The 12,590-nt window shown below is 50.3% G+C and carries 11 protein-coding genes; 4 read left to right on the plus strand and 7 right to left on the minus strand.

Annotated elements, in window-relative coordinates; all coding sequences use genetic code 11:
• Window positions 1-9: 9 nt before the first annotated feature.
• The gene (locus AB4Y93_RS11850; protein ID WP_441892102.1) at window positions 10-1,464 is read right to left on the minus strand and encodes a 4-hydroxyphenylacetate 3-hydroxylase family protein; all 1,455 of its coding nucleotides are present in this window, start codon (window positions 1,462-1,464) and stop codon (window positions 10-12) included.
• Window positions 1,465-1,750: 286 nt separating this feature from the next.
• Here AB4Y93_RS11850 and AB4Y93_RS11855 point away from each other — a divergent pair, with 286 nt between their 5' ends.
• The gene (locus AB4Y93_RS11855) at window positions 1,751-2,383 is read left to right on the plus strand and encodes a TetR/AcrR family transcriptional regulator (protein ID WP_441892104.1); all 633 of its coding nucleotides are present in this window, start codon (window positions 1,751-1,753) and stop codon (window positions 2,381-2,383) included.
• A 34-nt stretch (window positions 2,384-2,417) separates the two neighbouring features.
• Here AB4Y93_RS11855 and AB4Y93_RS11860 read toward each other — a convergent pair whose 3' ends face one another.
• The 3 genes from AB4Y93_RS11860 to AB4Y93_RS11870 form a co-directional block, all read right to left on the minus strand.
• Window positions 2,418-3,047: a DUF2306 domain-containing protein gene (locus AB4Y93_RS11860; protein ID WP_441892106.1), complete on the minus strand. Its 630-nt coding sequence runs from the start codon at window positions 3,045-3,047 to the stop codon at window positions 2,418-2,420.
• Between the two features lie 87 nt (window positions 3,048-3,134).
• Window positions 3,135-4,025 carry a DUF72 domain-containing protein gene (locus AB4Y93_RS11865; protein WP_441892108.1) on the minus strand — a complete coding sequence of 297 codons (891 nt, stop codon included), beginning with the start codon at window positions 4,023-4,025 and terminating at the stop codon, window positions 3,135-3,137.
• A gap of 150 nt (window positions 4,026-4,175) precedes the next feature.
• Window positions 4,176-4,967, minus strand: coding sequence for a glycerophosphodiester phosphodiesterase (locus tag AB4Y93_RS11870; protein ID WP_441892110.1), 792 nt, complete (start codon window positions 4,965-4,967; stop codon window positions 4,176-4,178).
• A gap of 269 nt (window positions 4,968-5,236) precedes the next feature.
• Here AB4Y93_RS11870 and AB4Y93_RS11875 point away from each other — a divergent pair, with 269 nt between their 5' ends.
• The 3 genes from AB4Y93_RS11875 (at window position 5,237) to AB4Y93_RS11885 (ending at window position 8,527) form a co-directional block, all read left to right on the plus strand.
• Window positions 5,237-6,202: a carbohydrate ABC transporter permease gene (locus tag AB4Y93_RS11875; RefSeq protein ID WP_441892112.1), complete on the plus strand. Its 966-nt coding sequence runs from the start codon at window positions 5,237-5,239 to the stop codon at window positions 6,200-6,202.
• Window positions 6,199-7,038, plus strand: coding sequence for a carbohydrate ABC transporter permease (locus AB4Y93_RS11880; RefSeq protein ID WP_441892114.1), 840 nt, complete (start codon window positions 6,199-6,201; stop codon window positions 7,036-7,038). Before AB4Y93_RS11875 ends, AB4Y93_RS11880 begins: the two co-directional genes overlap by 4 nt.
• 79 nt (window positions 7,039-7,117) lie before the next feature.
• Window positions 7,118-8,527: an ABC transporter substrate-binding protein gene (locus tag AB4Y93_RS11885; protein ID WP_441892116.1), complete on the plus strand. Its 1,410-nt coding sequence runs from the start codon at window positions 7,118-7,120 to the stop codon at window positions 8,525-8,527.
• 100 nt (window positions 8,528-8,627) lie between these two features.
• On the opposite strand, the gene AB4Y93_RS11890 is transcribed toward AB4Y93_RS11885, so the two are convergent.
• From AB4Y93_RS11890 to AB4Y93_RS11900, 3 genes are read right to left on the minus strand one after another with little or no spacing between them, the layout of a single operon-like run.
• On the minus strand, window positions 8,628-9,800 hold the full coding sequence (locus tag AB4Y93_RS11890; RefSeq protein ID WP_441892118.1) for an aminotransferase class I/II-fold pyridoxal phosphate-dependent enzyme: 1,173 nt from the start codon (window positions 9,798-9,800) through the stop codon (window positions 8,628-8,630).
• Between the two features lie 20 nt (window positions 9,801-9,820).
• Window positions 9,821-10,732 (minus strand): D-alanine--D-alanine ligase, encoded by a 912-nt coding sequence (locus AB4Y93_RS11895; protein ID WP_441892120.1) that lies wholly within the window; start codon window positions 10,730-10,732, stop codon window positions 9,821-9,823.
• A gap of 37 nt (window positions 10,733-10,769) precedes the next feature.
• Entirely contained in the window at window positions 10,770-12,233 is a 1,464-nt protein-coding gene (locus AB4Y93_RS11900) for an aminotransferase-like domain-containing protein (RefSeq protein WP_441892122.1), read from the minus strand.
• Window positions 12,234-12,590: the final 357 nt, after the last annotated feature.

The raw sequence follows: 12,590 nt of genomic DNA on the forward strand, positions 1-12,590 counted from the left end.
CATAGTGGATTACACCAGTGTCTTGCCGTCCTTGCTTGCTTTCTTCAGCAAATCCCATACCGGAGCAGTGAGACGCTCCTTATCAAAGCTCAGGAACTGATTCGCGTAGCCCCGCACAGGGTCGCCCGCGTAAAATCGTTCATACAGCTCATGCCGTGATCCAAGCGGACTCCCGATCAAATCCCAGGCCAGCTTAAGCAGCTGTACTTTTTTCTCCGCGCTGACTGTCGCTCCTTCGAAATATTTGTGCATTAGGTCCGCCAGCGGGCCGTAGAAGTCCTCGATGCCGGACGGCGCCTGAACGAAGCCGCCGCCGCCCACCTGCTGCAAAATTTCAATCGCTCGGGGATAAAATTTCGTCCCGATATTGCGTGCGGTGTCGATGTAGGACATCTCCGGCACAAGCACACCCGATTTATCCGGTTTGGCCTGTACCTCCGACGCAATGACAAGCGCTTTAATGACTTCGATCTGCGTCAGCAGCTCGCCCAGCTTTTCCTGTACGTGGAGGAAGCCTTGCGCGCCAATGGATTCCGTGACTGCAAAGGCAACGCCAGTGACAAATTCTAGCTTTGCGACGTACCGGACGATGTTCTGATGGAACGCTAGCGCATTCGCCGTTTTGTTCGACCGCAAGGTGAGCACCTTCTGCGCGTCACCGTACAGCAGAACCCGTTCCCAAGGAATCAATACATCGTCGAAAAAGAGCACCGCGTCCATCTCGTCGTAATTCGCGCTCAGCGGATGGTTCCGCTCGCTAATGCTGGCAAAGGATTCCCGGCAAACAATGTGCAGCCCCGGCGAGTTGGCAGGTACGATCAGCACGTGTGCATGGCTTTGGTGCGCTGCTTCAAACTTCAAGAAGGATGAAATAATAAAGTCATGCGTATAAGGCGCGCCCGTCGCAATCATTTTGGCACCGCGGACGACGATTCCTTCACTCGTCTCCTTCACGACATGCAGGAAGCGTTCAGCAATCCGTTCGTCGTCGAGACTTTTGGAGCGGTCGATCTGCGGGTCGATAATCGCTGTGGTCAGGAATAAATCCTTGTCACGTGCCTGCTCATAGTAACGCGTTATTTTCTCCTTGAACTGCGGATCCAACTGACCAAGCTCATCCCGGGCTGCATACCAGCCGGTTACAAGTGACCGCGCATAATCCGACAAACGGCTCATCATGCCATGCGTTTCCTGCGACCAACGGTTGAAGGAGCCGCTGCGCTGCGCTAGCTGCTCCCGCGTGTACGGAACCAGAAAGGAGCTGTGAGCATATCGCCCCGTACTCTCCACTTTGTAGCCGACGGTGTCCCGGACTGTCGGATCGTCGAGCATATTAAACAGCTGCCGGATCGTATCGAGCGTTCCCTTAAATGCCGCGTGTGCAGGCACGTTCGGCACCTGGATGCCTTCCAGCCATATTTTCCGGCCGTCATTTAAGCTTTGTAGAAAAGCCTCTCCTCGCAAGCGAACCTCTCCTTTTTACCATAAAATAAAATTTACTATCCCAATTGATTTAATTGGTTTTGTTTATTATGATAGCTAATAATCATTTTGCAGCAACCGTTACTTGTGCCTTAAACGTTGTAAAATCAACACTTTTCGCACTTTTGTAGGATTAGAAAATAATATCCGCACAAACCAAGCTAATCTGTCTGGCTGACTTCAAGCCAGGATCAACCGTCTCTTGCTTGCTGTAGAGTTGGAAATCCAACATTATTATCAATTTTGTCTGAATGGAGGAAAATGAGGCATGTCTGTCCAACAAAGCCAATTCATTACGGACCGAAGAATCGCGAGAACTAAGCAATTTATTTCTGAGGCATTCCTGGCCTTGCTTTTGGAGAAGGATATCGAGGGAATTGTTATTAAGGATATAACCGAGAGAGCTAACGTAAACCGTTCTACCTTCTACGCCTACTATAGCGATAAATTCGATCTGCTGGATCATATGGTGAAGGATAAATTAAGTCAGCTAAACGCACGGATGGATACGGAATGGAAAGAATCGGGGAATTACATACCGGACTTTAATGCGCCCGATCCTTTTTTCGTCCTCTTGTTCAGTCACATAGAAGAGAATGAAGTATTCTACCGAGTTCTTCTAACGAGGATTAAACCGGCAACAGACGGAACAGACTACGCGGGCTCACTGCTTAGCGTCATACGCGAAGCTTTTTATGAACGCATTACCTCGCTCAGCATGGACCAGAAGCAATCCGTTCCACTTGATCTGCTACTCGATTATATCAGCTTCTCTACCTTCCATATGGCGCGCAAATGGCTGGAGCAGCGTATGGTGTACTCGTCCCGTCATATGGCGCTGCAGCTCACCCGCTTGTCCATTCTCGGCACCTATGACGCGATAGGGCTGCTGAGAGCATAACTTCGAACAAGAAATAGACCCGAATCAGCCAAGTTTATGGCCTTTCCGGGTCTGTTTTTATCTGCCTGATTAAAAATTCCGCCAACAAGAGCAGAAGCACGATCGAGCTGTACACCCCAATCGTATAGCTATCGGCATAAGTCATGCCGAAGCCTCTGTGAAAGGCTGTCGTAATGAGGTGAATGAACAGATTGGTAAACACAAATGCATAACTGCGAATCATCCACTTCCGATGGGCCTCGACTTGTTTTTTCCGGATCTTCATGATTGCTATAACGGTTACCACCAACCAAATGATATTCACCATATTAAAAGCAACACTGTTGATCTTCCCACCTGTCGAGTATGGCGCCATGTATCCGGAGGTCAGATCAACCACAGCTACAGCAGCTACGTAAACATAGCCAATTTTGCGGTGAACCTTCACGTAGTTCGTTCTCATCCATCTCGAAAAATTGAGCAGTCCCGCAATCATCGCCACACATGCACCCGCAATGTGGATATCCATAACCTTGAGCCATACGGAGACATGCTTCAGGTTTGTTTTATGACCAAGGAAACCGGACGCCTCCGGATCACGAATGAAGTTACTATAAGTCGTATATAGAATAAATCCAAAGGATACGATGGCCATGGCCAAGTATAATGATTTTGTTTTTTTCATAAGAGCAACCTCGCTTAACCCAGCTAAACTAACATCTCTAAGTGTACCACGAGGTATGCCAGCTTCATGCTGCATATTAAGGCGGTATTAGAACAGATCGAGCTGCTCATATTGGGGAGGCTCTTCAATTGGTTCAAGCGGGTCCCGTCCGTCAGGGCAGAGCAATCCAAGCAGGTTCATCATTTGCTTCGCGTTATCCGCAGCATCACCGCCGGAGTTGTTGTTGAAAATCACGCAAATATGCTCACTTTTCTCCTCAAGCTGCCCAAGATAATCCGCCCATTGCTGCAGCTCGTCCGAGTTATAGCGGTACAAATAACGGACATCCCGCCAATTCGGCGCGCCGCCCTGATTCCAGCCGCTCGCATTACGGCCATGAAACCGAACCACAGTCATAGCCGCATCTGTTGGTTCCAGCACGGTTGGAATCGAACCCAAACCTGCCTGCGGCTCATCACATACGCTATGAATCCAGCCCTCCTGGCGCATGAAATCAAGCGTCCGCTCCCGGTACTCCGGTGTAAACCAGCTTTGGTGGCGGAACTCCAGTGCGACAGGGATGCCCTCCATCCGCCGCTTCGTCTCGCGCAGCAGCCGCACATTGTCCCGGGTACAATCAAACCAAGGCGGGTACTGGAACAAAGCCGCTCTAAGACGCCCAGCTTCCATCACTGGCTCAATCGACTCGCGGAAAGCCGCAAAGGTAGCATCCGGATCATTCGCCGCAGCAGCCGCTGCCGGACCACGCTGATGGCCGGTCATCCCTTGATAAGCTTTTATGATAAAATGCAGCGACTCCGGCGTCTCCTCCGTCCACTTGGCAAACCGCTCTCGCGGCTGAATCGCGTAGAAACTGCTATCCACCTCCACCAGAGGGAAATGCTTCGCATATTCCTTTAGCCGATCCTTTGCTTTCACACTTGGACCATAGAGCGCATCCTGATCACCCCAGCCCGCAAGCCCGATATGTATAGGCATCTCATTCACCGCCCCTCTAACGTTAACTATTAGTCTAGTATCTCGCACAAGCACCTTCCTTCATACTATACCCGCTGCCCAGCCGTCTGCAACGTTCCAGCTCCGCTGAAAAACGGTTTGTCGCTGCAAAAAAAGAACAGCCTGCACGGGTTATCCGTGCAGGCTGTTTGTTACGCCTATGAGAGTAAGACGGCTTAGATGTTCCTTCAATCGACCCGGATAATCGGTAATGATCCCTGTCACGCCAATGGAGAGAAGCCTGTCCCAATCAGCAGGACGATTGGCCGTGTAAGGATAGATGTGAAGCCCTGCGGCTACAGCGTCCTCTGTATCGCCAGCCCCGATGAGGCCATGATGCGGATGAAGCGACCAGACCTCCGTCTCCAGCAGCGCTGCGTAAGAAGCATGATGGATGAGATCGGCAGCATACAGCAGTCCGATGCGAAGCTCCGGTTCTGCCTGTTTCAGCCTGAGAAGCAGTTTGTGGTCGAAGGAGGATACGACTGTGCGATCTATCCGATTGTCGCCGCGCAGGTAGTTCAGCAGGACTTCATCGAAAAACGTTCCTTCGGAATCTTTCACTTCAACATTGATTTCAATGTGCTCCGGGAGCAGGTCGTAGACTTCCTCCAGAAACGGAACTCGTTCCCCGGCAAAAGAAGGCGAGAACCAGCTTCCCGCATCCGCCTCACGGATGACATCCGAATGCAGAGAGCGGATTGCTCCGGAGCTGTCGGTCGTCCGGTCGAGCGTATCGTCGTGACAGACGATAAGCTTGCCGTCCTCTGACATATGAATATCCAGCTCTACCATATGGCTTCCTTGCTCAGCTGCAAGCCTGAAGCTTGCCAGTGTATTCTCAGGCGCTTCTCCGGCTGCACCTCTATGCCCAATTACGATTGGACTGTTCACCATTATGCTTTGCTCCATTTCCCCTAACATCCCTTTTCTCTCCTCCCGGCCCGGGCTTCATTTCGTTACTATTGGCAATCCCGTTACTCACGATTATAGACCCTATCGGAAAGTCTGTCCCTACTAAAAAGGAAATGTAAAAGAATCTTTAGAAAGATACGGTTCATTTCAATAAAGCGTTATCACCTTTCCTAATCTTAATAAAATGCTGACATTGAGGTTACAAATGGTCGTTATTGTTGGACTTGCCAAGCCGAATCCGGCTAAACAATCTCTAGGAAGGGCGGTTTCAGTCACAAATGAACACATCCCTCTATTCGGAAAAGTCTAATCAAGTCTTGTCTCCGGCCTCCGCAGTCTCAGCCGGAACCTCGAGCAACGCAGGCAGGTTAAAGCGGATGCGGGAGCAGCTGCTAGGTTACCTGTTCCTGTCACCTAGCCTGGTCGTATTCATCTTGTTTTTATTTTACCCGATGGTTCGTTCCGTCTATCTGAGCTTTCAGCTCACCGATCCTCGCGGCAGAGTAGCTGCTTATGTGGGTTGGGACAATTATTCTCGCATGATGGAATCATCTGATTTCTGGAACAGCATCTGGATCACGGTCAAATTCACGCTGCTTACCGTTCCTGCCGGACTTGTCCTTGGCTTGCTATGCGCCAGCCTTGTCCATTCCGCAGGCCGAGGAAGCAAGCTCTTCCGCTTTATCTTCTCCATTCCGCTGGCACTCTCGGTCGGAACAGCGTCTATTCTGTGGATGATCCTCTACCATCCGTCACTCGGCATGCTTAATTACTTGCTTGGAGAGATCGGTATCGGACCAATTGAGTGGCTGACCAATCCCGGATCGGCTCTTGGTTCCGTCTCCCTTATGACCGTATGGATGAACTCCGGGTTTCCGTTTGTCCTGCTCCTCGCTGCCATTCAGGGACTCGACAACGATGTCATGGACAGCTCACGTATCGACGGCGCTTCGATGTGGAGAACATTATTGTCCATTAAGCTGCCGCTGCTGTCGCCGACACTCTTCTTCCTTGCGGTAGTGTCAATCATGAGCGCCTTCCAATCGTTCGGGCAAATCAATATTCTCACCCGCGGAGGCCCTGCCGACTCCACGAATGTATTGGTGTACTCCATCTATCGGGAAGCGTTCATCAATTACCAGTTCGGAACCGGCAGTGCGCTGGCTATCGTCCTGTTCATCTTGATGCTTCTCTTGACGGCGGTACAATTCCTTGCACTTGGAAAGAAGGTGCATTACCAGTGAAGATATTGAGCCATCCACGTAATCCGATTCGGTTATTTAGCCATTATGGCTTGCTTATTCTGCTGTCGCTTCTCGTGCTGGGACCACTGCTGTATCTGCTTGCTCAGATCTTCATGACTCCGGACGAGGCAAGCCAATATCCGCCCAAGCTGCTTCCTTCCGGTCTTTACACGGGAGAGCTGAAGAACGCGATCGAAACCGTACCTATTTTCGGCTTTATCTTCAACAGCTTTGTTCTGGCGACCGCGATCATGGTGCTTCAGGTCTTAACGGCGGCTCTTGCCGCCTACGCATTCGTATATATCCGGTTTTCCGGCAGCCGCTTCTGGTTCGCCTTGTTCATAAGCACCATGATGATTCCATGGGAAGTAACGATTATCCCCAACTATTTAACAGTCAAAAGCTGGGGTTGGCTCGATTCGTTCCAAGGACTCATTGTGCCGTTCGCAGCCTCGGCATTTGGCGTGTTCCTGCTTCGCCAGTTCTTCCTACAGCTGCCCCGTGAGCTTTTCGAAGCGGCGCGCATCGACGGCTGCGGGCATTTCCGCCACTTTGTTTCCGTCGTGCTGCCGTTATCCGGACCAGCTGCAGCATCGCTTGCCGTGTATGTGTTCCTGAACGGATGGAACCAGTACCTATGGCCGCTGCTCACTACGAGCAGTGATGCCATGAGAACGGTCCAGATCGGAATCGCTATGCTCCAGTTTGAGGAGCTGACGAGCTGGAATCTGGTCCTTTGCGGTGTGGCACTCGTTCTGGTGCCTTCATTCGTTCTTCTGGCGCTTGGCTTGAAGCCGCTTGTGCGTGGCATAACCGCTGGCGCGGTTAAGGGCTGAATTTGATCCGGGTACTCGTCCTACGGGACTTACCACATATATAAATATTTTTTCAAATGGAGAGGGAGAGGGATTCAACATGATTAATCGCAATTGGAAAATGGTATTACCTGTGGCGGCTATGCTCGTGCTGCCTCTATCTGCATGTGCATCAAATCCGAATAACGGCGGTCAAAACACCGATCCGTCACCTACTGTATCAGCTTCCAATACGGAGAGCACGGCTAATGCTGGTGCAGCTTCAACGGAACCAGCCAAAGAGCCGGTCAAAGTGGTCTGGTGGCATTCCATGAGCGGCGAGCTTGGCAAAGCAGCGAACAAGCTGGTCAGTGACTTCAATGCTTCACATCCGGACATCAAGGTAGAGGGCGTCTTCCAAGGCACTTATGACGAGAGCTTGAACAAGCTCAAAGCTTCCATGGATTCAAAGTCCGGTCCATCCTTGATCCAGGTGTATGAGATTGGTTCGAAATTCATGATCGATTCCGGTGCGGTTACACCAGTGCAGCAATTCATCGATGAAGAAAAATATGACGTGTCTTCGCTGGAGCCCAATATTAGCACCTACTACACGTTTGACGGTAAGCAATATTCCATGCCTTTTAACACTTCCAACCCTATTCTTTACTATAATAAGGACCTGTTCAAAAAAGCCGGTATTGAAACTCCGCCAACCACTTACCAAGAGGTTGCTGACGATGCCAAAAAACTGACCGAGGGCAACGTAACAGGAGCGTCCTTTGCCATCTACGGCTGGTTCATGGAGCAGCTGCTCGCAAATCAAGGCAAGGACCTCGTCAATAACGGCAATGGCCGCGAGAGCTCCGCTACGGAATCACTCGTGAACCAGGAAGCAGCTGCGACTACGCTGACTTGGTGGAAGAGCATGGTAGATAACAAGTCTGCTCTGAATCTTGGACGCAAGACAGATGATACAAAGAAAGCGTTCCTGGCCGGCCAAATCGCCATGACATTGGATTCGACTGCATCGCTGCGCGGCATTGTTGATGGTGCAGCAGGCAAGTTCGAAGTTGGCACAGCCTTCCTCCCTAAGCCTGACACTTCTTCCGAAGGTGGTGTTGTTGTAGGTGGTGCAAGCTTGTGGGTTCTGAATAACAAGTCGGCTGAAGAGCAGAAGGCTGCTTGGGAATTCATCAAGTATCTGGCTGAGCCAGCTGTTCAAGCGGAGTGGCATATCAGCACAGGTTACTTCCCAATCACAACAAAAGCTTATGACGAGCAAATCGTAAAAGATAATTTGGCGAAGTATCCGCAGTTCCAGACAGCTGTTGACCAGCTTCATGCTTCCAAGCCAAGCACGGCAAGCCAAGGCGCCGTTATGGGCGTATTCCCAGATGCTCGCCAGACGGTGGAAGGTGCGATCGAAGAAGTGTTCTCGGGCAAGAAAGATGTAAAGGCTGCACTTGATGATGCGGCAAAACAAATTACAGAGAAAATCGATATCTATAACAAGACGGTATCCAAATAAGCAGCGAAAAGCCGCTTCAAACAAAAACAGCCATTGGGACATATGCTCCCAAGGGCTGTTTTTTGATTATAGCCGACTGTTACTTTGCTAAACGGGAAAACTACACTTCCGTTCTAATCCAGCGGCTTATACGTTCCAGCGCTTCTGTCAGATTCGTTACAGAAGAAGCATAGGAGCAGCGGATGAAGCCCTCTCCGCCCCGTCCGAACACCGAGCCTGGCACAGCAGCTACCTTCGCTTCCTGCAGCAGCCGCTGAGCGAACTGCTCGGAGCTGAGACCCGTTGAAGCAATGGATGGGAAAGCGTAGAACGCCCCCTGCGGATCGCGGCAAGTAAGCCCAATCTCGCTCAAGCCTTTGATAAACAACCGCCGGCGCTGATTAAACGCCTCAACCATTTCATCCTTATCCTCCATGCAGTTCCGTAAGCATTCGATAGCTGCAATCTGACCGATAATCGGAGCACAAAGCGCCGTATACTGATGGATCTTCGTCATCGCTGCAATCAGCTCCTGACCACCACATGCATAACCAACCCGCATTCCCGTCATGGCAAAAGCTTTGGAGAAGCCGCTGATCACAACTGTCCGCTCCTTCATCCCTGGCAGAGAAGCAAAGCTCGTATGCTTGCTGTTGTTATACGTCAACTCGGCATAGATTTCATCGGACAATACGATGAGGTTATGCTCTTCCACAAGCTTAATGATCGGAAGCCAATCTTCATATGTCATGACTGCCCCCGTCGGATTGCTTGGGAAGTTGACGAAGAGCACTTTGGATCTCGGGGTAATAGCCTGCCGCAATGCCTCTGCCGTCAGCTTGAACGATTGGTCCGCTGTCATCTCCAGCTCTACAGGGACCCCTCCGTTCAATGTACAAATCGGTGCGTAAGCAATGTAACCAGGTACTGGAATAATCATTTCATCGCCAGGCTCGAGAATCGCACGCATTGCCAGATCAATCGCCTCACTGCCGCCTACGGTAACCAGCACTTCCTTCGCCGGTTCATAGCTTACTCCGAAGTTTCCGTGCATGTACGCTGCAATCTCTTCCCGCAGCTCCATCAGCCCTTCGTTAGGCGTATACATCGTCCGACCCCGCTCAAGTGCGCGGATACAGGCTTCTCTAGCCAGCTTTGGCGTTGCAAAATCGGGTTCTCCAACCCCAAGCGATATGATTTCCTTATTCCCCTCAGCCGCGTTAAAAAACTTGCGAATGCCCGATGGCGGCAAATCGCGTACAAGCGGCGATACCCAAGTGCTCTTCGTCAGCATATTAATCTCTCCCTAGCCGACTATTTCTCTTTTCTCTCCTCTAGAGAATAGTCGATGATGTAATCAAGCAGCTCGCTGAATGTGATACCAGCTGCTTTTGCCGCTTTTGGCAGCAGGCTGTTCTTCGTCAGGCCTGGCAGCGTATTTGCTTCCAGCACATATGGAACTCCGTCTGTAATAATCATATCGATACGTGCGTACACGCTGCATTTTAATGCTTTATAACAGCCTAAGGCAGATGCTTCAACGCGTGCATGCACATCGGCAGGCAGTTCGATAACTTGCTCTGTCGCTCCGCCATCCTGGTATTTGGACTCGTAATCGAAGAAATCAGAGTTCGCTTGAATCGATACGATTGGCAGCAGCTTGCCGTTCAGTACGGCACATGTAATTTCATCCCCGCCAACGAATTGCTCGATCATGACGGACTCATCCCATTTGAGTGCTTCCGCTACCGCCCCTGCGATCTCTTCCTGCGATTTGACCAGACGTGTGGCAATGCTCGAGCCGCCCGAATTCGGCTTAACGACTACTGGCAGGCCAAGACGCTCTACGTTAGCCGCTGCGAGTTCTTCCATGCTGGCGACATTAATCCAATCTGCTGTCAGGATACCATCAAAGCGGATCAGCTTTTTGGCCAGCTCTTTATCCATACTCACACTGCTCGACAACACGCCACAGCCAGAGTAAGGAATACCCAATGATTCCAGTGTGCCCTGCACGGTACCGTCTTCACCGTATTTGCCATGCAGTGCAAGCAGTGCGAAGTCGATGCCTGCTGTTTTATCAATCAAATCGCGTTTGCTGTTAATCTCGATCGGCAATACTTCGTATTTGCTGCGATCCAGATTCGCGATCATTTCTTGGCCTGTTAGTAACGAAATTTCTCTCTCGGACGAAATGCCGCCCATAATAACTCCGATTTTCTTCATGATGAATAGCCTCCTGAAAATTTTTCGCAGATAATTGTTAACACCCTAAAATATCTTTCGCAGTCTCGCCTATAATTTGAATCCCTTTGACAATATTCTTATCGGATACACGGGAGAAACCAAGCCGCATCGTATGCTGTCCTCCACCATCGGTGTAGAAAATATCGCCTGGCGTGAACAACACGCCTTTATCGGTACAAGCCTGCAGCAGTTCCCTCGTGGAGAATGCCTCTTCAAACTCAGCAAACAGGTGAAGTCCTCCATCGCCTGAAAGCCTCTTTAGCGGCAAATACATCTTGCAGCTTTCCACTGCCAGCTCATATTTGCGCTTATACTCCGATTTGGCCCGCTTTAGGTATTTCTCGAAATTGCCGTTATGAAGATACTGATACAGCAAAGACTGATCGAGTGTCGACGTATGGATCGTGCGTGCACGTTTGACGCTTTCCAGGTAGTCGATCAGCTCTTTATCCGCCAGAATCCATCCAACTCGAAGGCCGGGGAACAGGATTTTGGAGAAGCTGCCTAAGTAAATCGTCCCGTTATTTCGATTGCCGCCATAGGCGATAAGCGGAGCGACATGAGCACCAGAATAACGCAGCTCTTCGTTAAACCCGTCTTCAATAATTGGGATTTGACGCTCGTTCAGCAAACGGATCGTCTCCGCCCGCTTCACATGGGACATCACAATCCCGGTCGGGTTATGGTAAGAAGGAACAAGATAAGCAAGGTCGTATTCCCGCTTGCCAAGCTCGTCTTCAAGCTGGTCTAGGCTAATGCCGTCAGGCTCCATATCTACGCCAGTAATGGCGAATTGGTGCATCTTTAAATTTTTTATTGCCGTATGGTGAGTTGGGTTCTCACAAAGCGCATTCCCGCTGCGTTTGCCTAAGGCAGATAAGACAAGATCGAACCCTTCCGTAAAGCCATTTGTAATAAGCATATCTTTGCCAGCCAGATCGACGCCTTTGTTCTCCATGTAACGCATCAGGAAGTCGATCAACGGTTTATAACCTTTGGCGTAGCCATAATTCAATATAATGTTGCCTTCAAGCGACATCCGATCAAGGAATGCACGCTTTACATTTTGCAGATCAAACAGCTTCTCATCCGGAGCGATACTGGTAAAAGAAATAGCTCCCCGCTTCGCGCGGATGCCATGCTTCATTAGATCATGCTCCTCGGCTGTGCGGGCGAAGCTGCTTACCCGGTCCCGCCATTCCAGCCGTTTACCACTGCCCTCTTCGGCAGAAACGCCGCCCGCCGATTGCGAAACGAAGTTGCCTTTGCCTTTAACGGCATAAATAAAGCCTTCTTCCACTAAATCCGCATAAGCGGTCACGATTGTATTGCGGCTGACGTTCATCAGCAGTCCTAGTTCTCGTGTGGACGGGAGCTTCTGATTCGCCTGCAGCGCGCCCGTTATCATAAGCCGTTTCATATAATCCTTAACCTGCATCGATACCGGCCGGTCGCCCGCGAATTGAATATCAGAATACACCCGATTACCTCCTAAAAAGAATTGCCGCTGCTCTTGGCGGAAATTCTTACTTCGTAAGCATAAGCTTAAAGAATTGCCGCTGCTCTTGGCGGAAATTCTTACTTCGTAAGCATAAGCTTAAAGAATTGCCGCYGCTTTTTGGCGGMRATTCTTACTTCGTAAGCATAAGCTTAAAGAATTGCCGCCGCTTTTTGGCGGCGATTCTTACTTCGTAAGCATAAGCTAAAAAGAATTGCCGTCGCTTTTGGCGACGATTCTTACTTCGTAAGCATAAGTCTATCATGGCATAAAATGGCCGTTAACAAAAGAACCACGCCAGGCGTCTTTCGACTCTGGCGTGGTTCTTAGATTACGTAT

Origin of the sequence: Paenibacillus sp. YAF4_2, from assembly GCF_052113225.1 — a bacterium.
In the GTDB taxonomy this organism is placed as follows: Bacteria; Bacillota; Bacilli; order Paenibacillales; family Paenibacillaceae; genus Pristimantibacillus.

What these genes read in the sequence shown, in the direction of transcription:
- AB4Y93_RS11875 (WP_441892112.1), top strand. Translation starts at nt 5,237, where the DNA reads ATGAACACATCCCTCTATTCGGAAAAGTCTAATCAAGTCTTGTCTCCG.
- AB4Y93_RS11855 (WP_441892104.1), top strand. Translation starts at nt 1,751, where the DNA reads ATGTCTGTCCAACAAAGCCAATTCATTACGGACCGAAGAATCGCGAGA.
- AB4Y93_RS11885 (WP_441892116.1), top strand. Translation starts at nt 7,118, where the DNA reads ATGATTAATCGCAATTGGAAAATGGTATTACCTGTGGCGGCTATGCTC.
- AB4Y93_RS11870 (WP_441892110.1), bottom strand. Translation starts at nt 4,967, where the DNA reads ATGTTAGGGGAAATGGAGCAAAGCATAATGGTGAACAGTCCAATCGTA.
- AB4Y93_RS11865 (WP_441892108.1), bottom strand. Translation starts at nt 4,025, where the DNA reads ATGCCTATACATATCGGGCTTGCGGGCTGGGGTGATCAGGATGCGCTC.
- AB4Y93_RS11890 (WP_441892118.1), bottom strand. Translation starts at nt 9,800, where the DNA reads ATGCTGACGAAGAGCACTTGGGTATCGCCGCTTGTACGCGATTTGCCG.
- AB4Y93_RS11860 (WP_441892106.1), bottom strand. Translation starts at nt 3,047, where the DNA reads ATGAAAAAAACAAAATCATTATACTTGGCCATGGCCATCGTATCCTTT.
- AB4Y93_RS11895 (WP_441892120.1), bottom strand. Translation starts at nt 10,732, where the DNA reads ATGAAGAAAATCGGAGTTATTATGGGCGGCATTTCGTCCGAGAGAGAA.